This is a genomic window from Paraburkholderia sp. GAS348 (genome assembly GCF_050434205.1).
In the GTDB taxonomy this organism is placed as follows: domain Bacteria; phylum Pseudomonadota; class Gammaproteobacteria; order Burkholderiales; family Burkholderiaceae; genus Paraburkholderia.
Window position 1 is genome coordinate 1 of the sequence record NZ_JBNPVT010000013.1, and the last position, 22,860, is coordinate 22,860.

14 protein-coding genes are annotated in these 22,860 nt (G+C 62.2%); 7 read left to right on the top strand and 7 right to left on the bottom strand.

What is annotated here, in order from left to right; translation table 11 throughout:
• Positions 1-401: 401 nt before the first annotated feature.
• Positions 402-737: a DUF2442 domain-containing protein gene (locus P3T22_RS21100; protein WP_429326007.1), complete on the top strand. Its 336-nt coding sequence runs from the start codon at positions 402-404 to the stop codon at positions 735-737.
• Positions 738-780: 43 nt separating this feature from the next.
• On the opposite strand, the gene P3T22_RS21105 is transcribed toward P3T22_RS21100, so the two are convergent.
• Complete coding sequence (locus P3T22_RS21105) at positions 781-1,104, bottom strand: hypothetical protein (protein ID WP_429326008.1); 324 nt, start codon at positions 1,102-1,104, stop codon at positions 781-783.
• A 919-nt stretch (positions 1,105-2,023) separates the two neighbouring features.
• On the opposite strand from P3T22_RS21105, the gene P3T22_RS21110 reads away from it, so the two are divergent.
• The 4 genes from P3T22_RS21110 (at position 2,024) to P3T22_RS21125 (ending at position 11,107) form a co-directional block, all read left to right on the top strand.
• The gene (locus P3T22_RS21110; RefSeq protein WP_429326009.1) at positions 2,024-2,860 is read left to right on the top strand and encodes an IclR family transcriptional regulator; all 837 of its coding nucleotides are present in this window, start codon (positions 2,024-2,026) and stop codon (positions 2,858-2,860) included.
• A gap of 378 nt (positions 2,861-3,238) precedes the next feature.
• Positions 3,239-4,648: an MdtA/MuxA family multidrug efflux RND transporter periplasmic adaptor subunit gene (locus P3T22_RS21115; RefSeq protein WP_429326010.1), complete on the top strand. Its 1,410-nt coding sequence runs from the start codon at positions 3,239-3,241 to the stop codon at positions 4,646-4,648.
• Between the two features lie 18 nt (positions 4,649-4,666).
• Positions 4,667-7,789 (top strand): MdtB/MuxB family multidrug efflux RND transporter permease subunit, encoded by a 3,123-nt coding sequence (locus P3T22_RS21120; RefSeq protein ID WP_429326011.1) that lies wholly within the window; start codon positions 4,667-4,669, stop codon positions 7,787-7,789.
• A gap of 3 nt (positions 7,790-7,792) precedes the next feature.
• Positions 7,793-11,107: an efflux RND transporter permease subunit gene (locus P3T22_RS21125; protein WP_429326012.1), complete on the top strand. Its 3,315-nt coding sequence runs from the start codon at positions 7,793-7,795 to the stop codon at positions 11,105-11,107.
• Positions 11,108-11,336: 229 nt separating this feature from the next.
• Here P3T22_RS21125 and P3T22_RS21130 read toward each other — a convergent pair whose 3' ends face one another.
• The 3 genes from P3T22_RS21130 to P3T22_RS21140 all read right to left on the bottom strand — a co-directional run bounded on the left by P3T22_RS21130 (position 11,337) and on the right by P3T22_RS21140 (position 14,010).
• Positions 11,337-11,801, bottom strand: coding sequence for a hypothetical protein (locus tag P3T22_RS21130; protein WP_429326013.1), 465 nt, complete (start codon positions 11,799-11,801; stop codon positions 11,337-11,339).
• A 101-nt stretch (positions 11,802-11,902) separates the two neighbouring features.
• Positions 11,903-12,466 carry a peroxiredoxin gene (locus P3T22_RS21135; protein WP_063495502.1) on the bottom strand — a complete coding sequence of 188 codons (564 nt, stop codon included), beginning with the start codon at positions 12,464-12,466 and terminating at the stop codon, positions 11,903-11,905.
• 206 nt (positions 12,467-12,672) lie between these two features.
• A complete protein-coding gene (locus P3T22_RS21140) occupies positions 12,673-14,010 on the bottom strand; it encodes an EAL and HDOD domain-containing protein (protein WP_063495501.1) in 1,338 nt (445 codons plus the stop codon).
• A gap of 298 nt (positions 14,011-14,308) precedes the next feature.
• Here P3T22_RS21140 and P3T22_RS21145 point away from each other — a divergent pair, with 298 nt between their 5' ends.
• Both P3T22_RS21145 and P3T22_RS21150 read left to right on the top strand, forming a co-directional pair.
• The gene (locus P3T22_RS21145; RefSeq protein WP_063495500.1) at positions 14,309-16,123 is read left to right on the top strand and encodes a putative bifunctional diguanylate cyclase/phosphodiesterase; all 1,815 of its coding nucleotides are present in this window, start codon (positions 14,309-14,311) and stop codon (positions 16,121-16,123) included.
• Between the two features lie 91 nt (positions 16,124-16,214).
• The gene (locus tag P3T22_RS21150; RefSeq protein ID WP_429326014.1) at positions 16,215-17,672 is read left to right on the top strand and encodes an HDOD domain-containing protein; all 1,458 of its coding nucleotides are present in this window, start codon (positions 16,215-16,217) and stop codon (positions 17,670-17,672) included.
• Between the two features lie 36 nt (positions 17,673-17,708).
• Here the strand turns inward: P3T22_RS21150 and P3T22_RS21155 are convergent, their stop codons facing one another.
• Genes P3T22_RS21155 through P3T22_RS21165 form a run of 3 tightly spaced genes read right to left on the bottom strand, consistent with a single transcriptional unit; the run spans position 17,709 to position 22,715 of the window.
• Positions 17,709-19,202 carry a TolC family protein gene (locus P3T22_RS21155; protein WP_429326015.1) on the bottom strand — a complete coding sequence of 498 codons (1,494 nt, stop codon included), beginning with the start codon at positions 19,200-19,202 and terminating at the stop codon, positions 17,709-17,711.
• Positions 19,192-20,646: an HlyD family type I secretion periplasmic adaptor subunit gene (locus P3T22_RS21160; protein ID WP_063495498.1), complete on the bottom strand. Its 1,455-nt coding sequence runs from the start codon at positions 20,644-20,646 to the stop codon at positions 19,192-19,194. The genes P3T22_RS21155 and P3T22_RS21160 overlap by 11 nt, the downstream gene beginning before the upstream one ends.
• Entirely contained in the window at positions 20,643-22,715 is a 2,073-nt protein-coding gene (locus P3T22_RS21165; protein WP_429326084.1) for a type I secretion system permease/ATPase, read from the bottom strand. Before P3T22_RS21165 ends, P3T22_RS21160 begins: the two co-directional genes overlap by 4 nt.
• Positions 22,716-22,860: the final 145 nt, after the last annotated feature.

Sequence of the window (22,860 nt, forward strand, 5' to 3'; positions counted from 1 at the left end):
CTCAAAGAATTTTTAGCGAAGCGGACGCGGATTTCGCGTCGTGCCTGCGCTCATCCCGGTGCGCCGCTTCCGCTCCGCTAAAAATCCTCTGCCTTGCCACCATTGCGTTTGGCGATATTGAAAAGGATGGCAATCGGGTGATGCTCTAACCTGATGCCGTTTTCACCATTACTCCCGATATCGTGAATTCATGGCCTGCGAAGGCCGCATCCGCGCATGTCGGATAGCAGTTCTGACGCATCGGATCGGCACCATTGACGGCCGCCACGAGACGGCACACCTTCCCCCGGCAAACCCGAGCGATGGACATTCCAGCGGAGAACGCTGTTGGCTTCCGCGCGCCCGACTGCAGCCACGCCCGCCGTCCATCGCGGCACCGCCAGGCGTTATGATTAACCACCATGATCGCTTTCACGCTACTCACGGTGAACACCGACGACCGTCCTCTGATGATGCGGGTTCACAAGCAGGGCGACGAAACTGCAGAAGGTATCGTGATGACACCGCTCGCAACAGACCTGCTGTTTGACGACACCAGCTTCACCGTCGTACTGGGCGACGGTCGCAGGCTCAAAATTCCAATACGGTGTTTCCCGCGACTGGCTGCAGCAACGCGTGAACAACGCGACGCATTCCGCATCTCTGCCACAGGCGCGGGTCTGCATTGGGACGCCCTCGACGAAGACATCAGTGTCGCCGGATTACTTCGCGGCCAGATGGATGAAACTGTCCGGTGAATCTAACCCGGCTTTCGACACACGCCCGGTAGCTGATGAAGGATTACCATCTGAGCAGCTCGCGCAACCGGGCAATGATCCAGTTCATTTCGACTACACTGCACCAGTCCTTGCCCGCGATAGCGTCCCCGATGCGCCCCAGCACTACATCGTGAGAATTCTGCGGGTACTTGGCGGCTTCCTTCCGGGCGGGCACCATCAGTTGCAGTGCCAGGTCCTCACATATCTGCCATCGCTCCAATCGCTCGTCTTCGGTCAGTCCGACGACAAACCGCCCGTTGATCATGCGCGCCGCCAGTTTCGGCTGTGCTCCGGCGAGCGCGGCTGGCGCGACATCACGCGGAAAGTCGTCAGGTACCTTCGTCATTTTCGCCTCCCAACACACGAGGTGGTGGTTTGCAGGACGCGGGCGATATGTTCAACCGCCCTTATCAGGCTCGAAAGTGGAAACCAGGAACGTACGATACGAATCGGACCCTGCCGGCCAATGCCGCAGGACTCTCACCGCCGCCCTCTTCTGCCAGTCCAGAGTCAAGATTACGCTAGGTGCAAAAGGGATGGGGCGGCCGGCCGCACGACCATAGCGGGCGTCGTGGCATCTCCCCCATATTCGAGAAAACTGGACGAAGCGATCCGCCGCCCGCAGAGTTTTCAAAGCAGCGCCCACTCCTGCCCGACGCACCCGGCGTTGCGTCCTTATGCAGGGAATATCAGGCACCCTTATAGTTCTTTCCTATGTCAAATGTTGCACCGCAACGCGTATTTTGCCGTTGGAGCAGACTTTGTTGTCTGTTAACGCGTCGTTAGCGACTGGTGCAGACTTTGTTGTGCGCCCATAGCACAAAAAAAAAGGCGTCACGTTTCCGTGACGCCTTAAAAAGTTCTAGCCATTCCGAGGGCCGTGCTAGAACCTGAGAGACGGTATTCGAAAGTTGAACGGGCGCGCGATGTTGGACGCCGGACTCGAGAAGGACACTGCGGGACTGTTACGGGGGACTGTTAAGGCACTCGACCAGACACTCCGCGGACCACGGTTGGTTCGGAATTTCAAAAAGCAGAACCTGAAACCGTCTTTCGAAATGAAGTTCCATTTTTTACGGTTATGCTGACTAAGTCAAGCAAAATCTAAAGAAGCTGCATTCGTTGCGGCAAAATATTCCGATACAATGAATCTTCAGATGAAAAATGGGGCTCACTCCCCATTTTGGGACTACCGCCGAGCTTTTGCGGAACGCTTGCTGGCAGGCAAGCGGACAAAAACTGAAATGTAGTTCCAAAAAAACGATATGAACCGACCAACGCCCTCCCGAACTGACACAGTCCCAGCCAAAGATAAAGACGGCTCGGGCGACGAAGTCACCGCGCTGGCACGCGGCTTGACCGTGCTGCGTTCGATCGCCGCAGCGGACGCGCCGCTCAGCAACCGCGAGTTGACAGAGCTAACCGGCATTCCGAAGCCTACCGTCTCCCGGATTACCGCCACGCTGGTCGGCGCAGGTTTCCTGTTCCGCTTGCCCGACAGCGAGCGATTCGTGCTGACTTCCTCGGTACTGGAGTTGAGCAACGGCTTTCTACGCAACTTCGACATTCGGGCCCGAGCGCGCCCCTTCCTCATCGAACTCGCCGAACGCACCGCGTTGTCCGTGCATCTGGCCGTACGCGACCGCCTCGACATGGTGGTGATCGACGCAATCCGGCCACGTTCGGCGGTGCTCGTGTCGCGCCTCGAAATCGGCTCGCGCATGAACCTTAGCCGCACCGCAGTCGGCCGCGCCTATCTGTCAGCTCTTACCGACCCGGAACGCGAAAAGTTGCTCACCGGCTTGCAAGCCGCCGAAGGTGAAGATTGGGGCCATGTCAGCAGCCGTCTGGCCTGCGCGTTACGGGAAACCGCGGAGCAAGGCTTTGCGATCACCGCGGGCGAATGGCACGAGGGCCTGAACGCCATCGCGTCAGGGTTCATCGGCCCCTCGGGCGAGCGCTATGCCGTCACTTGCGGCGGCTCCGCGGGTCAGTGCCCGCGCGATTGGCTGATATCGCATGCGGCGCCGGCGCTGCTCGAATGCATCAGTAAGATCGTTCTCGAGATCGGCGGCACGCCTGGGCGCCGCCTGGACAACTGAAAACGCGAGAGACGCTCGCCGATCGGCGGCCACGGCATTTTCAACCCGTCCTCCATCCGCACTGTAACTTTTGTAATCAACAGAAAAATACATGGGTGGACTGTTACAACACCCGCAACGTAGGATCATGCATTCCCGTCGCGGGGCGCTCGCCCGGCTTGCCGCTATCACCCTTCGATAACGTCCCGCCGACCTGTCACGATGGCGCGTTGAGCTAACATCTGTGTCCCGCGCCTCGGGTAGCATCGCGCTGAACATTCGCGGCGCGTCCGCGGTCGAAACCGCCTGTCATGCCGCCTGCGTGCCGGCCCGCCGAACTGTCGAAGCGGCGCAACCGCACGAACGGCTCACATCAAAGCCAGCCACCTGACCGAACTGATGGACGAACAACAAAAGCTTTCGGAAACTTCACGCCCTGCCGCTCCGGTTTCCCTACCGGGTTCGCAACCGTCCTCCACCGGAAGGCCTGGTGGTGCCCCCGGCACCGCGCCGGCCACGGCCAAACGCCATCGCGGCCGCAACATCGCCCTGATCGTGGCGGCGCTGCTCATCCTCGGGATCGTATTGTGGCGCTGGCATCCGTGGGGCGGGCCTGGCGGCGCAAGCCCGGCGGCCGGTGCGAGTGGCGCGAGCAGCGGTCGCGCGGGCCGTGGCGGCGGCCTCGCCAGCATGCCGCAGCCCGTTCACGTGGCGACCGCCAGACAGGGTGAGATGCCGGTCGTGCTGACCGCGCTCGGCACGGTCACGCCGCTCGCCAACGTCACCGTGCTGCCGCAGTTGAGCGGCGTGCTGCAGGACGTGTATTTCAAGGAAGGCCAGATGGTCAAGAAGGGCGACGTGCTTGCCCAGATCGACCCGCGCCCCTATCAGATTTCGCTGGAAAACGCGCAAGGCACCCTCGCGCGCGACCAGGCGTTGCTGCAAACCGCCCGCCTCGACCTGAAGCGCTATCAGACGCTGCTCGCGCAAGACTCGATCGCCAGCCAGCAGGTCGACACGCAAGCCTCGCTCGTGCGGCAATATGAAGGCACGGTGAAGTCAGACCAGGCGAACATCGATACCTTCAAACTCGATCTCGTCTATGCGCGCATCACCGCGCCGGTGTCGGGGCGCGTCGGTTTGCGCCAGGTCGATCCGGGCAACTACGTGACGCCGAGCCTGACTAACGGCCTCGTCGTGATTACGCAGTTGCAGCCGATCAGCGTGATCTTCACCACCTCCGAAGACAACTTGCAGCAGATCCTCCAGCAGACTCAAACGGGCGCGAAACTCTCGGTCACCGCGTACGACCGCAGCAACACCATCTCGCTCGAAGGCGGTTCGCTCGAAACCCTGGATAACCAGATCGACACGACCACCGGCACGGTCAAGCTGCGCGCGAACTTCCAGAACGACAAGAACCTGCTGTTCCCGAATCAGTTCGTGAATACACGCCTCCTCGTGGATACGATCAAGGACGCGGTGATCGTGCCGACGCCGGCTGTGCTGAACGGCTCGATGGGCTCGTTCGTGTACGTCGTGAAGCCCGACAACACGGTGACGGTGCGTGCGGTCAAGGTGGGCCCGGTGGACGGCGAACGCACCAGCATCAAATCCGGCCTGCAGGTCGGCGAGCGCGTCGTGATCGACGGTTCGGACCGGCTGAAGGAAGGCGCGAAGATCACGATTCCGGCCGACAGGCCGCGCGGCGCTTCGGGCGCCCGTGGGGCGAGTGGCGCGGCAGCCGCATCGGGTGCCTCCGGCGCCCACGGACATCACGGCAAACACGCGGCGCAAGCCTCGCAATAAAGGCACGGCGACTACCGCATGAATCCATCCCGCGTCTTTATTCTGCGCCCCGTCGGCACCGCGCTGCTGATGGCGGCGATCATGCTGGTCGGTCTCGTCGCGCTGCGCTTCCTGCCGCTCTCCGCGCTGCCCGAGGTCGACTATCCGACGATCCAGGTGCAGACCTTCTATCCGGGCGCGAGCCCGGACGTGATGACCTCGTCGGTCACCGCGCCGCTCGAACGCCAGTTCGGGCAGATGCCGTCGTTGAATCAGATGTCGTCGCAAAGCTCGGCCGGCTCGTCGATCATCACGCTGCAGTTCAGCCTCGATCTGCCGCTCGATATCGCCGAGCAGGAAGTCCAGGCAGCGATCAATGCGGCGGGCAACCTGCTGCCGTCCGACCTGCCCGCGCCGCCGATTTACGCCAAGGTCAATCCCGCCGACGCGCCGATCATCACGCTCGCGATCACCTCGAAAACGCTGCCGCTCACACAGGTGCAGGATCTGGCCGACACGCGTCTCGCGCAAAAGATTTCGCAGGTGGCGGGTGTGGGTCTCGTGAGCGTGTCAGGCGGTCAACGCCCGGCCGTCCGGATTCAGGCGAACCCGCGCGCGCTCGCCGCGTACGGTCTGAATCTGGACGATCTGCGCACCACGATTTCGAACCTGAACGTCAACACGCCGAAGGGCAACTTCGACGGCCCGACGCGCAACTACACGATCAACGCGAACGATCAGCTGACCGACGCCGACGCTTACAAGAGCGCCGTGGTCGCGTACAAGGGCGGCCGTCCGGTCATGCTGACGGACGTCGCCACCATCGTGCAGGGCGCGGAGAACACCAAGCTCGGCGCATGGGTCAACAACACGCCGGCCATCATCCTGAACGTGCAGCGCCAGCCGGGCGCGAACGTGATCCAGGTGGTCGACAGCATCAAGACGCTGCTGCCGCAGCTGCAACAGTCGCTGCCCGCCGCGCTCGAGGTGGAGATCGTCACCGACCGGACCACCACGATCCGCGCGTCCGTGCGCGACGTGCAGTTCGAATTGCTGATGTCGGTCGTGCTGGTGGTGCTGGTGATGTACCTGTTCCTCGCCAACATCTACGCCACCATCATCCCGAGCCTGTCGGTGCCGCTGTCGCTGATCGGCACGCTTGCCGTGATGTACCTGTGCGGTTTCTCGCTGGATAACCTGTCGCTGATGGCGTTGACCATCGCGACCGGCTTCGTGGTCGACGATGCAATCGTGATGATCGAGAACATCGCGCGCTATATCGAAGAAGGCGAGTCTCCCATGGAGGCCGCGCTGAAGGGCTCGAAACAGATCGGCTTTACGATCATTTCGCTGACGGTTTCGCTGATCGCCGTGCTGATTCCGCTGCTCTTCATGGGCGACGTGGTCGGGCGGCTGTTCCACGAATTCGCGATCACCCTGGCCGTGACGATCGTGATTTCGGCCGTGGTCTCGCTCACGCTCGTGCCAATGATGTGCGCGAAGCTCCTGCGCCACTCGCCGCCGCATGAGAGCCACCGATTCGAAGCCAAAGCCCATCAGTTTATCGACTGGGTGATCGCCCGCTACGCAGTCGCGCTCACCTGGGTGCTGAACCGGCAACGCGCCACGCTGTTCGTCGCGGCGCTCACGCTGGTGCTGACCGGCGTGCTGTACGTGTTCATTCCGAAGGGCTTCTTCCCGGTGCAGGACACCGGCGTGATCCAGGCGATTACGCAGGCCCCGCAGTCGGTGTCGTATGCGTCGATGGCCGAGCGTCAGCAGGAACTCGCCGCGCAGATCCTGAAGAACCCGGACGTGGAAAGCCTCACCTCGTTCATCGGCGTGGACGGCAGCAACATCACGCTGAACAGTGGCCGCATGCTGATCAACCTGAAGCCGCGCGACGACCGCAGCAACACCGCGAGCGACGTGATCCGCCAGTTGCAGCAGGACGTCGCGCATATTCCGGGCGCCTCGCTGTACATGCAGCCGGTGCAGGATCTGACGATCGATTCCACCGTCAGCCCGACACAGTATCAGTTCATGCTGACCGACCCGAACATCAGCGAATTCACCACATGGGTGCCGAAGCTGGTCGACCGGCTGAAGCAGTCGCCGGAACTGGCGGACGTGGCCACCGACTTGCAGGACAACGGCCAGTCGGTCTACATCGAAATCGACCGCGCCACCGCGTCGCGTTACGGCATCACGCCCGCCACCGTCGACAGCGCGTTGTATGACGCCTTCGGCCAGCGCATCATCTCGACCATTTTCACGCAGTCGAACCAGTACCGCGTGATTCTGGAAGCGCAGCCGCAGATGCAGCACTACACGGAATCGCTGAATTCGATCTACCTGCCCTCTTCCACCTCGTCGGGCGGCCAGGTGCCGTTGTCGTCGATCGCGAAGTTCATCGAGCAACCCGCGCCACTGCTGGTCACGCATTTGAGCCAGTTCCCGGCCACCACCGTCTCGTTCAACCTCGCACCGGGTTCGTCGCTCGGCGCAGCGGTGAAAGCGATCGATCAGGCGGAGAAGGATATCGCCTTGCCGGCGTCGTTCCAGACGCGCTTCCAGGGTGCGGCGCTGGCGTTCCAGGCGTCGTTGTCGAACGAGCTGTTCCTGATCCTGGCGGCGATCGTCACGATGTATATCGTGCTCGGCGTGCTGTACGAAAGCTTTATTCACCCGATCACGATTCTGTCGACGCTGCCCTCGGCGGGCGTCGGCGCGCTGCTTGCGCTGTTGATGACCGGGCACGATCTGGACATCATCGGCATCATCGGCATCGTGCTGCTGATCGGTATCGTGAAGAAGAACGCCATCATGATGATCGACTTCGCGCTCTACGCCGAGCGCGAGGAAGGCAAGCCGCCGCGCGAAGCCATCTATCAGGCGTGTCTGCTGCGCTTCCGGCCGATCCTGATGACCACGCTCGCCGCCCTGCTCGGCGCCCTGCCGCTGATGCTCGGCACCGGCGCAGGCTCGGAGTTGCGCCGCCCGCTCGGTATCGCGATTGCCGGCGGCCTGATCGTCAGTCAGCTGCTCACGCTATTTACAACGCCGGTGATCTATCTCGGCTTCGACGCACTCGCCCGCCGCGCGCGCGAGCGCTTCAATCGCGGCAAGCCCGTGCCGCCCGCCACCGATGCAGGGACCTGAGCGATGAACCTGTCGCGTCCGTTTATCTCCCGCCCGGTCGCCACCACACTGTTGGCGCTCGGCATCGCGCTGGCCGGGATTTTTGCGTTCACCAAGCTGCCGGTCGCGCCGCTGCCGCAGGTCGACTTTCCGACCATTTCGGTGCAGGCCACGTTGCCGGGCGCGAGCCCGGACACGGTGGCGACCAGCGTCGCGAGCCCGCTCGAACGGCATCTCGGCTCGATCGCCGACGTCACCGAAATGACCTCGCAGAGCTCGGTCGGCTCGACGCGCATTACGCTGCAGTTCGGCCTGAACCGCGACATCGACGGCGCCGCGCGCGACGTGCAAGCGGCCATCAACGCCGCGCGCGCCGATCTGCCGGCGAGCCTGCGCAGCAATCCGACGTATCACAAGGTGAACCCGGCCGACGCGCCGATCCTGATCCTGGCGCTCACGTCGAAGACGCTGACCGCCGGCCAGTTGTACGACTCCGCGGCCACCGTGCTGCAGCAATCGCTCTCGCAGGTGGACGGCGTCGGCGAAGTGGATGTGAGCGGTTCGGCCAATCCGGCGGTGCGCGTCGAACTGGAACCCAATGCCCTGTCCCACTACGGCATCGGTCTCGAAGACGTGCGCGCGGCGCTTGCAGCGGCCAATGCGAACAGCCCGAAGGGCTCGATCGAGTTCGGCCCGAACCGCGTGCAGATCTATACCAATGACCAGGCGAGCAAGGCGTCGCAGTACAAAGATCTGGTCATCGCGTACCGCAATGGCGCGGCGGTGAAGCTGTCCGACGTGTCGGAAGTAGTCGATTCGGTCGAAGACCTGCGCAACCTCGGCCTCTTCAACGGCAAGCGTTCGGTGCTGGTGATTCTGTACCGCCAGCCGGGCGCAAACATCATCGACACCATCGACCGCGTGATGGCGATGCTGCCGCAGTTGCACGCGTCGCTGCCCGGAGACGTCGACATCGCGTCGGCCGGTGACCGTTCCACGACGATCCGTGCGTCGCTGAAGGATACCGAGCACACGCTGATGATCGCCGTAGCGCTGGTGGTAATGGTGGTGTTCCTGTTCCTGCGCAACTGGCGCGCCACGCTGATTCCGAGCGTGGCCGTGCCGATCTCGATCATCGGCACGTTCGGCGCAATGTATATGCTGGGCTTTTCGATCGACAACCTGTCGCTGATGGCGTTAACGATCGCAACCGGCTTCGTGGTCGACGATGCGATCGTGGTGCTGGAAAACATCTCACGGCATATAGAAAACGGCGTGCCGCGCATGAAGGCCGCCTTTCTCGGCGCTCGCGAAGTCGGCTTCACGGTGCTGTCGATCAGTATTTCGCTGGTCGCCGTATTCCTGCCGATTCTGCTGATGGGCGGCATTGTCGGGCGGCTGTTCCGCGAGTTCGCGCTGACGCTGTCGCTGGCGATCGGCGTGTCGTTGCTCGTCTCGCTGACCTTGACGCCGATGATGTGTTCGCGCCTGCTGCGCGAGCCGCACGAAAAGACAGAAGAAGGACGCTTTGGACGCTGGCTCGAACGCGGCTTCACGTCGATGCAGCGCGGTTATGAGCGCACCCTCGGCTGGGCGATGCTGCATCCGCGCCTGATCGTGACGATTCTGCTCGCGACCATCGGCCTGAACATCTGGCTGTACATCATCGTACCGAAGGGCTTCTTTCCACAGCAGGACACCGGGCGGCTAGTCGGCGGCATTCAGGCCGACCAGGCCACCTCGTTCCAGGCGATGAAGGGAAAGTTCTCCCAGATGATGGAGATCGTCGGCAAGAACCCGGCGGTGAACAGCGTGGCCGGGTTCACCGGCGGCCGTCAGACCAATTCCGGCTTCATGTTCGTGACGCTGAAGCCGAAGAGCGAGCGCAAGCTATCCGCCGACCAGGTGATCCAGCAACTGCGCGCCCCGCTCGGCGACGTGGCCGGTGCGCGGACCTTCCTGCAGGCGGTGCAGGACATTCGCGTCGGCGGCCGGCAATCGAACGCGCAGTATCAGTTCACGCTGCTGGCCGATTCGACGCCCGATCTGTATCTGTGGGGACCGAAGCTCACTGAGGCGCTGCAAGCACGCCCCGAACTTGCCGACGTGAATTCCGACCAGCAGCAAGGCGGCCTCGAGGCGATGGTGACGATCGACCGCGCCACCGCCGCGCGCCTCGGCATCAAGCCGGCGCAGATCGACAACACCTTGTATGACGCCTTCGGCCAGCGCCAGGTATCGACGATCTACAACCCGCTGAACCAGTATCACGTCGTAATGGAAGTGGCGCCGAAGTACTGGCAGAGTCCGGACATGCTGAAACAGATTTACATCAGCACCTCGGGCGGCAGCGCGAGCGGCGCGCAGACCACCAACGCGCCGGCCGGCACGGTTACCGCGCAGACGACCGCGCCCGCCAGCACGAGCGCGACGATTGGCGGCACGGCGGGTACGACTGCGTCGAGCGCGGCGAGTATCGCCGCCGATTCCGCGCGCAATCAGGCGATCAATTCGATTGCGGCGAGCGGCAAATCGAGTGCTTCGTCGGGCGCGGCGGTGTCGACCTCGAAAGAAACAATGGTGCCGTTGTCGGCGATCGCGAGCTTCAGCCCGGGGAATACGCCGTTGTCGGTGAATCACCAGAGCCAGTTTGTGGCCTCGACGATTTCGTTCAATCTGCCGCCGGGTGTGTCTCTATCGACGGCGACGCAGGCGATATACGACACGATGGCGCAGATCGGCATGCCGGGGACGATACACGGCAGTTTTCAGGGGACCGCTCAGGCGTTCCAGCAGTCGATGTCCGACCAGCCGATTCTGATTCTGGCCGCGTTGGCGGCGGTGTATATCGTGCTGGGGATGCTGTACGAGAGTTATATCCATCCGCTGACGATTTTGTCCACACTGCCGTCCGCGGGCGTGGGGGCGTTGCTGGCTTTGCTGTTGTTCAAGACGGAGTTCAGCATCATCGCGCTGATTGGGGTGATCTTGCTGATTGGCATCGTGAAGAAGAACGCGATCATGATGGTGGACTTTGCGATTGAAGCCTCCCGGCTGGGGATGTCGTCGCGGGATGCCATTTATCAGGCTTGTCTGCTGCGGTTCCGGCCGATCATGATGACGACTTGCGCGGCCCTTCTTGGGGCGTTGCCGCTGGCCTTTGGGCGCGGGGAAGGGGCGGAGCTGCGGGCTCCGTTGGGGATTGCCATTGTGGGTGGGTTGATTGTCAGTCAGATGCTGACGCTCTATACCACGCCGGTGGTGTATCTCTATATGGATCGGATTCGGGTGCGGTGGGAGTCGAGGAAGGCTCGCAGAGCTGGCATGGCGGCTTCTTGATTTTTTTGCCTCAGCGTGGCGGGAGCCCTTGCTATCACTGCTGCAACTGCAATACACCGACGTTTTATTTGGTCTGCATTCGCGTACCTTCACTCGCTTGCAGAACTGATCTTTTGAAATAAGCGCACAGACAAAACGCACCGAGCAGGCAAAAAACCCAAGCAAAGCCCAACGCCGCAGGCCAACAGACAAACAAAGGACGAACAAAGCACGGCGCAGCCAGCTACCCTCAGAGCCTCTGCTCAACAGCAAGCAAAAAAACCCGCCTCCACTGCTTAGCCTGCCGCTCGCCCAGCATGGGCAAAACCCAAACCTGATGTTTAGCGTCTTTGACCTTCAAAGCGACCTGCCATCGAGCATCATGGCCCTGCACCTCAGCGCCAAGCAGATCGGCAAAGATATAAGCACCCTGCTCGCCGCCAAGGTGAATCTCACATAGCCGTTTACCGGCAGCAAGCCGGACCGAACCCCAGGTTCCCTTAAGCTCATGAGTCCAATCGCCATCGCGAATATTGGAAGCCACTTCCTTCCGGCGGCGCCACCAATAAACAACCGCAGCAATCAAAAGCAAACCGGCAAGAACGGCGACCCCAACAGCAACGGCCAAGCCAAAAGCCGCCTGCAAGGCATAAAACGCGCGCACTGCACCATACACCAGTGCGATCAGCGCAATAAGTGCAACAATAATCGGCATCGCAAGTCCACCCGGCAAAAAAACTCAGGCTAGCACGAGCAACGCGAAACCTCGTGGCAAAAAACCATTGCAAAAACCGCACAGCCGCGCGAAGCAAGCTGTTACGGCTGCTTATGCGTCTGCGCCCATTCCTTCACCGCCTTCAGCGTGTTCTCGACGTGCTTCTCCGGCGACAGGCTCGTGTACTCGTAAATGACCTTGCCGTCCGGTGCGATCACGTACGACACCCGGTTGGCCATCGAGCTATACATCGGCAAGCCGGCATCATATGCGCCGATCACCTTCGCGTCGGCATCGGCCGCCACCGGGAATTTGCTGCGGCATTCGCTCACCGAAAACTTCGTCAACGTGCCGATGTTGTCGTGCGACACGCCGATCACCGTCGCGCCATATTTCTTGTACTCGTCGACGGCTTCGGCAAACTCGTGCGCTTCGATCGTGCAGCCTTTCGTGAAGGCCGCCGGATAGAAATACAGCACCACCGGCCCTTTCTTCAGTTCGTCGGAGAGCGAATACGTGTAGGTCTTGCCGCCCAGCGAAGCCTGTGCGGTGAACGGTGGCGCGGCATCGCCCGGCTTGAGCGTGGCCGCGGCCGTCAGCGAATGCATCGCGAATCCCACCGACAAGACGGCGGCCAGTGCCACCGGTATGAGTCTTCTCTTCATCTGCAGTCCCTCGAAACGGTAATGCGCTCTGTGGGCGCAATCAGCTGAAGGTCGCGGCGTTCAGCGGAACGCCGGCAACCTCGACGCGCCATTGGATCACGTACAGATCAGGTACGTAAGAACCTGCCTAAAGGATGCATGCGAAAAGGATACATCCGCGAACCCGCGCCTGCAGCGGCACGACCTGACGCAGCGCCGCTCAGGCCTCAGGCGGCCACTTCTTCGATATGCGCGCCGAACCACGCCGCAGCGGACAGGTTCAGCTCCGCCAGCACCTCGGGCGTGAGCGCCGCGAAGCCGGGCGGCGCATCGGGGCCGGCTGCGATCGAGGTGGCATCGCCCCCCTCGCCGGCCGCTTCGGCAATTCGCAACAAGGTGCCGAGCGCGCCGCCGCGCGTGACGATCGCGTCACGAATCTGCTGCGCCAGCCCAAGTTTCTCCAGGACAGCCGCGGGCGTGCTGCCGAGCACCACGTGCACCAGAGAAAAAATGCCGGTCATGAAAGCGGCATCGGCAAATTCGTCATCGGATGGCCGCAGCCAGCTTGCAGCCAATTCCATGAAGCGCGAGCGCGTACCGGCCAGCTGCACCAGCGGATCGGCCCGCCACGGCAGATCGCCACTGTCCGCGTACAGCAGCAGCTGCGCCCAGCGCGCGATCTGCCGCGTGCCGGTGGCAATAATGGCCTCGCGCAGCGAGGCAATATTGCGCCCCAGCCCGAACGCGCTCGAATTGACGAGGCGCAGCAGTTGCACCACCACGCTCGGGTTCAGCTTGAGCTCCGCTTCGAGCTCGAAAATCCCGGCATCGCGCGACAGCAGCGCCAGCAAACGCAGCAGGCCGGGGCGCGGCGAGCGGTTGCGCGGCGCGGCCAGCACCTGCGGCCGCGCGAAGAAGTATCCCTGGAACAGATCGAAGCCGAGGTCGCGAGCCAGTGCAAAGTCTTCGCGCGTCTCGATCTTCTCCGCGATCAGTGTCTTGCCATGGCTGCGTACCGTCGACGCCAATTGATCAAGCGCGGACCGCTCGGCCTGCAGGAAGTCGATTTTGACGATGTCGGCGTGCGGCAGCACGGCGAGCAGTTCGTCCGACAGTCCACTGACATCGTCGAGGGCCACCTGGAAGCCCGCGCGGCGCAATTCGGTCAGCCGGCGGGCCAGATGCACATCGAACTTGACGGTTTCCAGGATCTCGAGCACGAAGCGCTCGGGTGGCATCAGGTGGACGATGTCGTTAAAGAGCAGCGCGCGGTCAATATTGACGAAGCCGCGGTGCTGGCCGAGTACGGCCGCCACGCCGATCCCGCCGATCGCGCGAGCCACGACCTGCGCCGTTGCCTGGGCGTCGTCGCTGACCTCGGCGTAGTTATGCGAGCCGGCTCGAAACAGCAATTCATAAGCATTGAGCGCGCCGTCGCGGTCGAGAATCGGCTGGCGGCCCAGATAGACGAACTGTGCTCCAGACGCCGGGTCGGCATCTGCGGCGCACTGTTCAAGCGCCTCGGCGTGCCGGGGGGTGGCCCAGACAAAGTGACGTTCAGACATGGATCATCGGTGCAAGTGTTCGGAAAGCTACGCAGCGACGTCATAGCCGGCACTGCACAACGGGTTTGACCTATTAACGGATGCGAAGCCGCTGCACTTTAACCGAATCGCTCCCGCGGCGGTGCCCGGCTGCGCCGCCCCCCCCTTGCCATGCGTTTTTTGCAGCACGCGCTAAAGATTTCCCCGCGCGAGTCGTTATCTTGTTCTGATGGGGCGGCCTGATACCGCTTGACCGCCCGGACCCGGCGGGCAGCGAGCCGCCCCGCCTGCAGACGAATACAGGTTGCCAGCGACAAACATGGAAGCGAACAGGATCACCGCGCCCCGCCGGGGCTCCTTGCGCACGGTCATCGACCGGTTTCGCGCGTTCGGCCGGCGTGCCCACAGCAAGCCGCAGGCAGGCGCAAGCCGCACTGCGCAGCTGGAACAGGTGGTCGGCGCCGTCGACCTGCTGGCGCGCGTCGACCAGGAACTGCGCTTCCTTTATGTTTCCGACGCCAGCCTGCGCTTCATCGGCTATCACCGCGAGTATCTCGAGACCATTACGCTGCACGATCTCGTGGCGCCCGCCGACGTGTCGCGCCTCGACGCGCTGCTGACGCGCGCCACCGCTACGGGCAATGTCGAGAAAGCCACGCTCGGTCTCATCAAGTCGCTGACCTATCCGGTCACGGTCGAGCTGCGCGTGGTGCGCAGCAGCCCCAACGGTGCCGACGGCTATGCGATCGCCGGCTTCGACGTGTCGGCCTGGCGCGCCACCGAGGAACGCCTGACCCAGGCGCTGCACCTCGACCGCCTGACGAACCTGGCCAATCAGCCGGCGCTGATCCCCGCGCTGCTCGACGCGCAACGGCAAGCCGACGTCCACGGCACGCCGGCCGCGCTCCTGCTGCTCGATCTCGACGACTATCAGCGCGTGAACCGCGCGCTCGGCTACGATGCCGGCGACGAGATGTTGCGCGACACCGCGCGGCGTCTATTGAATATGACGAGCCCGAGCGAGACGGTGGCGCGGGTCGCGAGCGACGAGTTCGCGATCCTCGTGAAGCCTGCCGCGAGCCGCACCGACGCGGCCGCCGCGGCCGAAACGCTGGCGCGCCGCCTGTTGACCGCGATCCAGCAGCCGTATGTTTTTAGCGGCCAGCAGGTGCATCTGTCGGCGAGCATCGGCATTGCGCTCTACCCCGATGTACGCCACGCCAACGACAACGCCGCCCACGACACGCACCTGCTGCGCTGGGCCGACCATGCCTTGCTGCAAGCCAAGGCGGCCGGCGGCAACACGCTCGCCTTCTACGTACCGGACGACAACCCCGCCGACGCCGAGCGCCTGAAGCTCGAGGCCGACCTCTACGACGGCGTGCGCAACGGCGAATTCTCGCTGCACTTCCAGCCGATCACGAGCAGTCGCACGCACGGTGTCGTCGGCGTCGAAGCGTTGATGCGCTGGTCGCATCCCGTGCACGGCCTCGTTCCCCCTTCGATGTTCATTCCGCTCGCGGAATCGATCGGCCTGATCAACTTCCTCGGCAACTGGGTATTGAAGGTCGCCTGCATGCAGTTGATCCAGTGGGACGCGCAGGGCATCTCATTGCAATACGTGGCCGTCAACGTGTCGCCGCAGCAGTTCCGCGATCCGCGTTTCAAGGACAGCGTGCGCGAAGCGATCGAGTTGACGGGCATCGATCCGCGCCGCCTTGTGTTCGAGATCACCGAAAGCCTGCTGATGCACGACCCGGCGCATGCCAAAGTCCTGCTCGAAGAGCTGACTGCGATGGGCATCCGCTTTGCCGTCGACGATTTCGGCACCGGCTATTCAAGCCTGGCTTACCTGCAACGATTCCCCTTGGCCAAGCTCAAGATCGACAGGAGTTTTGTCGAGAATCTGCTAACCTCCCGAAACGATCAAGCCATCGTTAGCGCGGTCGTCGGACTGGCGCAAACACTCGATCTCGAACTGGTTGCCGAGGGCGTCGAAACAGAAGCACAGCGCACCCTGCTCACCGAGATGGGCTGCGACCACATTCAGGGTTGGCTCGTCTGCAAGGCGTTGCCTTCCGACGAACTCGCGCAGCGTTTCGAAGCGCGCACGCTCCACCTGCACACCGCATAGCGATGCAGGCGAACCTCGTGCACAGCGCAAGATGCCGGCCTAACGCCGGCGTGGCACTCATTGGAACATGTATGGCTTTGGCGGGACTCACATGGTAAAGGCCGCAGTGCTCGACCGGCTCTGGACGCGAATGAGCGAGCGCGGCGATTTCCCTATGCTGTCGCAGTCGTTGCGCACCACCATGGCGGCGATGAACAACGACGACCTCGACTTCACCGGCCTCGTGCAGGTCGTGTTATCGGATTTCGCATTGACGCAAAAAGTGCTGCGGCTGGCCAACTCGGCCATGTACATGGCGTTTGGCGGCAACATCACCACCGTGTCGCGCGCACTGATGGTGCTCGGCATGGACGCGGTCGGCCATCTGGTGGTCGGTCTGAAAATCGTCGATCACTTTCATCACAGCGCGCCGCGCCGCATCGACGCGAAACTCGAATTGAACCGCACGCTGCTGTCGGGCTGCGTCGCGCGCAAGCTGACCGAGCGCGGCGATCTGCGCGCCGGCGAAGAAGCGGTGGTCTGCACGCTGATGCGGCAGATCGGCAAGCTGCTGGTGGTGTTCTATCTCGACGCCGAGTGGGATCAGATCCGCTGCCATATCGAAGACGGCACACTCGAAGCCGATGCCTGCGTGCTGGTGCTCGGTGTCACGTTCGACGAAATCGGCGCCGAAGCGGCGGTACGCTGGCGCTTGCCCGATATGATCCGCTCCGGCATGGGCGAGTTCGATCCGCTGGATGTCGAGCAGCCGCGTCAGGTGCAGTGGCTGCGCGCCATCACCAACTATTCGACGGCTGTTGCCGACGTGCTGACCCAGCAGAACATGCCGGACCGGCAGCGCGAGGAGCGCATCGCCGAACTGGCGCAGGGATACAGCCACGCTCTGAATACCGATCCTGACGTGCTGCATCAGATGAGCGTTGCGCTCGCCCGCGAGGAAGGCGGCGACGGCGTGATGCGCGAGATCGTCGAGTTGCGCGCCAATGCGGACGCGATTGCGCGCGAGGCGCTCGATCCGGAAGCGCGCATCGCCGCGGGGGTGGGCGATCTGCGCGGCCTGCCGGACGGCAGCGCGCTCGCGCCGGCGCTGGCGCTGGCCGCGGAAACCGTGCTGGCGGCACTCGGCTTTGCGCGCACGGTGGTGTTCGTGAAGCATAGCAACGGCACCTTCAAGGCGCGCCTCGGGCTCGGTCCGAAGATCGACGCGGCGCTGCCGAAGCTGACCTTCAACACCGCGTTCGAGCCCGACGTGTTTCATCTCGCGATAGCGAACTCGGTCGGCATCTTCATCGAGAACGCACGCGACCCGAAGATGGTCGCGCGATTACCGGAATGGTTCCGCCGCTCGTTCGACGATGCCCGCGCCTTCGTGCTGCTGCCGGTCGTCGACGAAACCGATCAGACGGTGGCGCTGTTATACGGCGACTGGTCGCATACCCAGGAGCCGCGCCGGATATCGCAGAAGGAAATGAGCGCGTTGAATGAACTGGCAAAGGAGTTAGGACGTTTTTTTGGCTTGGGGCAGATGCAGGAAATGGAGACGACGTGAAGACGTGGCGTGATCGTTGATCACGGTGCTTCACCGTCACCGGTTTTGTATTTGCCCTAAGTCGAGTTTGCCGAGGCTCGCCGCCAGACTCAGGCGCGCGACGAACCAGTCGGATTGGGTTGCGATGCTTTGATGCCTTGCGGCAACGAGCGCATCTTGCGCGTGCAACAGTTCAATGATGCTCGCCACTCCGGCTTTATAGCGCGCCTGAACGGCGTCGAACGCCAAGGCGGCGTTTTCCTGCAAGGCCTCGGCCTGCTTCACGGCTTGTGCACCCGCCCGCACTGCCTCGTAGCTTTTCCAGACGTTCAGCGCGACTTGCTGTTCGGTCTCGGCGAGGTTCGCCTGTTGAAGCTCCGTTTGTGCCCTCGCCTCGCGAATCCGATAAGTCGAACCGAAGCCTTCGAAAAGCGGGATCGTGACTCGAACACCGACATAACTACTGCGCGACGTCGAGGACACCCCTCCAGTTGGTCCAATCGATGCCGTTGGCCTATTGCTGACCGAGCTCCCAGCCTGGAGTCGAACGCTCGGCAAAGCTTGCGCTCGCAAGCTGTCCTCCGAAGCCTCCGAGGCGCGCAGTTCGGCACGCGCCGCCAGCAGACGGGGATGATTGTCGACCGCCTGATCCAATAGCGTCCTGATCGCGTCCAATTGCGGCGCGGTTCCTTGCATGGCTGCCGACGCATCCGCCAGCACGATCGGCACATCGGGACTTAACCCCATATCGATCGCCAACGTACCGGTCGCTTCGTGCAGCGCGCTATTCGCCTTGACGACGCCCAGCATTGCCTGATCATGCGCCGTGCGGGCCTGCAATTCGTCAGCGACCGATGCAACGCCGGAGCGCGTCCGGGCCTGCGCGGCCGCGAGACTTTGCGCCGCGTTGGTTTGCGCTTCATGCGCGGCTTCGGCCTGCGCTCGTGCGGTCACAGCGGCGAAATAATCGTGGGTGCTCGTATAGAGCACGTCGAGCACCACACCATTGAACGATTGATTCGCCGCGGTCATCAATTCGCGCGCCTTCCTGACTTCCGCCGAACGCGCACCGAAATCGAACACGACCCACTCGAATGCCAACTCGGCCGCTCGTGCCGTGCCGTTGTACGACTCCTGCGCCGCCAATGCGTTTGCTGAAGCCATGCTTCCGCGATTGAGCGAGCCATTCAGATTCCCCGTGAGCGTCGGCCATTGAGCGGCCCGCGCTTCGCCCAAACGCGCGGCTTGAACCTGCGCGCTGGCCAATGCACGACGGGTGAGCGGATTGCGGCACAATGCGCGCGCCGCCACGTCTTCAAGTCTCAGCGGCTCGCTCGGCAAGCCAAATTCGCAAGCCGCCACCCCCGTGACTTCCGAAACGCTTAAAGCGACTGGCGGCACAGTGATTTCGAGTCGAGTGCCGAGCGGATCAAAACCGCCTGTCCCGGCCTGTGCGCCTACCCCAATTGGCAGGATCACGGCGGCAACGGCAAGGAGGCCACGCAAGGCAAGCCACCTGCGCCGTACGGATTGATGCTGACTATCGCTCATGCAGACTCTCTTCGACCCTCGTCAGCAAAGGGCTCAGAAAATATTCGATCAATCTGCGCTTGCCCGTTTTAATCTCGACGCTCGCTGCCATGCCGGGACTGAGCGCCACACGCTGACCGTCGATCATCATGCTCGACTGATGCAGTTTCACCCTCACCGCGTAGATCAGCCCGCGTTTTTCATCTTCGATGGCGTCGTGCGACACGCTAACCACCTCAGCCGGCAGCGTGCCGTAGCGGGTATAGAGAAACGTTTCAAGCTTCGCGGCAGCGGGTTGTCCCACGGCGACAAACCCGATGTCCTTGTTCTCCAGGAACGCCTCGATCTCAGCGGGACGTTCGTTCGGGACAATGACCATCAAAGGCTGGGCAGCCGTCACGACGCCACCAACCGTGTGCACAGCAAGCTGCTGGACGGCACCGTCGACCGGCGCCTTCAGTGTCATAAAGCGATCATGCGCGTCCGCCTTGATGTATTCCTGGCGAAGCTCGGCCGCTTTTTGCGTCGCGGTTCCAAGATTTTCGAGCGTCGCACGGCGGGTCGAAGCAACGAGTTCTTCGCGCTGACGCCGAGCGCTCACGATCGCTGCGCCTATCTCGCCGATGCGGCTTTTCTGCGCGGCCAACTCGCCTTCCTGCTCGATGCGCACCTGCTGTTTCTCCAGATACTCATGACGTGAAACGTAATTCTTCGCAGCGAGCTCGTTGAAATCCGCTTCGCGGGCGCGGGCAATTTGCAACGTGCTTTGTAACCGGTGGATCACCGCGCCGACCGTTTGGAGCTCGGCCGCATTGCGTGCAATTTCCGCGTCCAGGCGCGCGAGCTTCGAACGAAACTCAGCAAGTTCGCCATCGAGGAAGCGTTGCTCCTGTTCAACGCGAGCCACAGGCGGCAATAGTTCAGCCGGCACCTGCGTGTTCGCGCCGACGTCGATGCGTTGAGTCGAGCCGCTATCGATGCCTGCGAGCAACGCACGAGCGCGAGCGGCGCTGAGCCAGCTTTCCGCCCAGTCGTCGCGCAAACGCAAACGATCCGCTGACGACGCCGTCGAGTCCAGTTCGACGAGGACATCACCCGCCTTTACGAGCTTGCCGTCGCTGACATGTATCGCGGTAACTTTCGCCGTTTCTATCGACTGGATAATTTTCGCGCGGCCGTCCGGGACGATTTTTCCTTGTGCGGTCGCGACAATATCGATCTTGCCGAAGACTGCCCAAAGCAAGGCAATCAGCAATAGCGAAACGATTGTCGCCATTGCAACGCGTGGCAACGGTGAAACTGGCCGGCGTTGCAACTCCAGTGCGGCAGGGAGAAACTCAGATTCGCCGGCTGACCACAACGGGGCGTTCCGCTCGCGCGCCTGCCATGCCGCGCGCCACACTTTCAGATACTGGCGCGCCAGATCCCGGGTGGCCCCTAGCCACAGCAGAGCACGGATCGTCATACTCCCGCCTGCAAATGCCAAAGCTTTGCGTAGGCACCCTTTGCACCAACAAGAACGTCGTGCGGGCCTTGCTCAATGATCGTCCCGCGCTCCATCACAATGATCCGGTCAGCACGCCGTACCGCGGATAAACGGTGAGCAATCACCAACACCGTGCGCCCACGGCAGATTGCCCGCATATTGTCCTGCACGATGCGCTCCGACTCGTAGTCGAGCGCGCTGGTCGCTTCGTCGAAGATCAGAATGCGTGGCTCATGCATCAGTGCGCGGGCAATTGCGATGCGCTGCCGCTGGCCGCCCGAGAGCGTCGAGCCATGTTCGCCGACCGCTGTGTCATATCCTTCCGGCAAGCCAACAATAAACTCATGCGCACCGGCCAGTTTTGCGGCATGTATCACCGCATCGAGCGGCGCACCGGGATCGGTCAGCGCGATGTTGTCGCGAATGCTCCTGCTGAATAGCACGTTCTCTTGCGATACAACGCCGACCTGGCGCCGCAACGAGGTCGTGTCGATCAGCGCGAGGTCTTGCCCGTCGATCGTGATACGACCGCCTTCCGGCGTATAGAGCCGCTGCACCAGCCTGGTCAGCGTGCTCTTGCCCGATCCCGACTGCCCGACGATGCCAATCACCTCGCCCGCTGCGATCGACAGGTTCACGCCGCTGAGAATGGCCGGACCGTCCGCCCGATAGCGGAATACGACATTCTCCAGTTCGATACGACCTTTGACGGCAGGCAGCGCGCTCTTCGCACCGGCCGCTTCCGTGCGGCTGTTCAAGATGTCGCCTAGACGCGCGACTGAAATGCCCGTTTGCTGGAAATCGGTCCACAACTGGGCGAGCCGCATGATCGGCCCCGCAACCTGACCAGCCAGCATGTTGAATGCGATCAACTCACCGACCGTGAGCTTGCTGTCGATCACGAGACGCGCCCCGACCCACATCAGCGCGACAGTGACGAGTTTGTTCACCAGGCTAACGCCACCGCTTGCCCAAATGCCGACGGTCGACGCGCGAAAAGTCGCACCGATATAGGCTGCAAGCTGGTTGTCCCATTGACGCGTCCACTGCGGCTCAACCGCCATCGATTTGACTGTGTCGATACCGCTGATCGTTTCGACGAGAAACGACTGATTCTCTGCACTGCGAGCAAATTTCTCATTTAGTCGCCGGCGGAGTACTGGCGTGCAAACTACCGAAAGCAGTACATAACACGGTAACGAAACAAGCACGATCAGCGTGAGCCAACCACTGTAGAACAGCATCACCGCGATGAAGACGAATGAGAACAACAGATCCATCACAAGCGTGATTGCGTTACCGGTCAGAAACGCGCGAATGTTCTCCAGTTCGCGAACGCGCGCGACTGAATCGCCGACACGCCGCGCCTGGAAATACGCAAGCGGCAATTTGAGCAGATGGCGGAACAGACTCGCCCCGAGTTCGACGTCGATCCGGCTCGTGGTATGCGCGAATACGTAGCTGCGCAACGCGGTTAGCGCGACATCGAATAGCACGACGATCGTGAGTCCGACGGCGATCACGTCGAGCGTGGTCAGTCCGTGATGCACCAGGACCTTGTCCATCACGACCTGGAAGAACAGCGGCGTGATCAGCGCGAGGACCTGGATAAAGAACGAGACAACAAGCACCTCGCACAGAAGACGCCGGTACTTGATTAACGCCGGAATAAACCAGGTGAAGTCGAACTTCGTCAGCTCGCCGAGCAACGACGCGCGTGAGGCGAACAGGATCACTTCTCCGGACCAATCGCCTTTTAATACTTCGATGTGGATAGAGACGGGCTGCGCGGCATCGGGACGCTGGATCACCGCCTTGTTCTTTTCTATGCGACCGATAACAAAAAAGTCGCCGGCCTGATCGATGGCGACAGCAGGCAGTGCGAGCCGATCCAGACGATCCCAGCGGACTTTTGTGTGCTTCGCGTTAAGCCCGAGCGATTTTGCGGCAAGCAGGAGTTGTGTTGTTTTGAGTGGCTCCGATCCAGGCTTGAACTCGTGCGCCAGTTGATCCGGATCCGCCGCGATGCCGTGATAGCGGGCCAGCATGACGAGGCAGAAGATGCCTGTGTCGATGGAGGGAGCGTCGGAATTGAGCGGAGACTGCTGCGTATGTTCGCTACGCGGGGTATTCAGGACGGCATCGGGTTGCATTGAGGTATTGCTTTCTGCGTGCTACGGCTGCGGGTAAGCA

What these genes read in the sequence shown, in the direction of transcription:
- P3T22_RS21105 (WP_429326008.1), bottom strand. Translation starts at nt 1,104, where the DNA reads ATGACGAAGGTACCTGACGACTTTCCGCGTGATGTCGCGCCAGCCGCG.
- P3T22_RS21140 (WP_063495501.1), bottom strand. Translation starts at nt 14,010, where the DNA reads ATGTCTGAACGTCACTTTGTCTGGGCCACCCCCCGGCACGCCGAGGCG.
- P3T22_RS21165 (WP_429326084.1), bottom strand. Translation starts at nt 22,715, where the DNA reads ATGCTGGCCCGCTATCACGGCATCGCGGCGGATCCGGATCAACTGGCG.
- P3T22_RS21100 (WP_429326007.1), top strand. Translation starts at nt 402, where the DNA reads ATGATCGCTTTCACGCTACTCACGGTGAACACCGACGACCGTCCTCTG.
- P3T22_RS21115 (WP_429326010.1), top strand. Translation starts at nt 3,239, where the DNA reads ATGGACGAACAACAAAAGCTTTCGGAAACTTCACGCCCTGCCGCTCCG.
- P3T22_RS21110 (WP_429326009.1), top strand. Translation starts at nt 2,024, where the DNA reads ATGAACCGACCAACGCCCTCCCGAACTGACACAGTCCCAGCCAAAGAT.
- P3T22_RS21130 (WP_429326013.1), bottom strand. Translation starts at nt 11,801, where the DNA reads ATGCCGATTATTGTTGCACTTATTGCGCTGATCGCACTGGTGTATGGT.
- P3T22_RS21150 (WP_429326014.1), top strand. Translation starts at nt 16,215, where the DNA reads ATGGTAAAGGCCGCAGTGCTCGACCGGCTCTGGACGCGAATGAGCGAG.
- P3T22_RS21155 (WP_429326015.1), bottom strand. Translation starts at nt 19,202, where the DNA reads ATGAGCGATAGTCAGCATCAATCCGTACGGCGCAGGTGGCTTGCCTTG.
- P3T22_RS21145 (WP_063495500.1), top strand. Translation starts at nt 14,309, where the DNA reads ATGGAAGCGAACAGGATCACCGCGCCCCGCCGGGGCTCCTTGCGCACG.
- P3T22_RS21160 (WP_063495498.1), bottom strand. Translation starts at nt 20,646, where the DNA reads ATGACGATCCGTGCTCTGCTGTGGCTAGGGGCCACCCGGGATCTGGCG.
- P3T22_RS21135 (WP_063495502.1), bottom strand. Translation starts at nt 12,466, where the DNA reads ATGAAGAGAAGACTCATACCGGTGGCACTGGCCGCCGTCTTGTCGGTG.
- P3T22_RS21120 (WP_429326011.1), top strand. Translation starts at nt 4,667, where the DNA reads ATGAATCCATCCCGCGTCTTTATTCTGCGCCCCGTCGGCACCGCGCTG.
- P3T22_RS21125 (WP_429326012.1), top strand. Translation starts at nt 7,793, where the DNA reads ATGAACCTGTCGCGTCCGTTTATCTCCCGCCCGGTCGCCACCACACTG.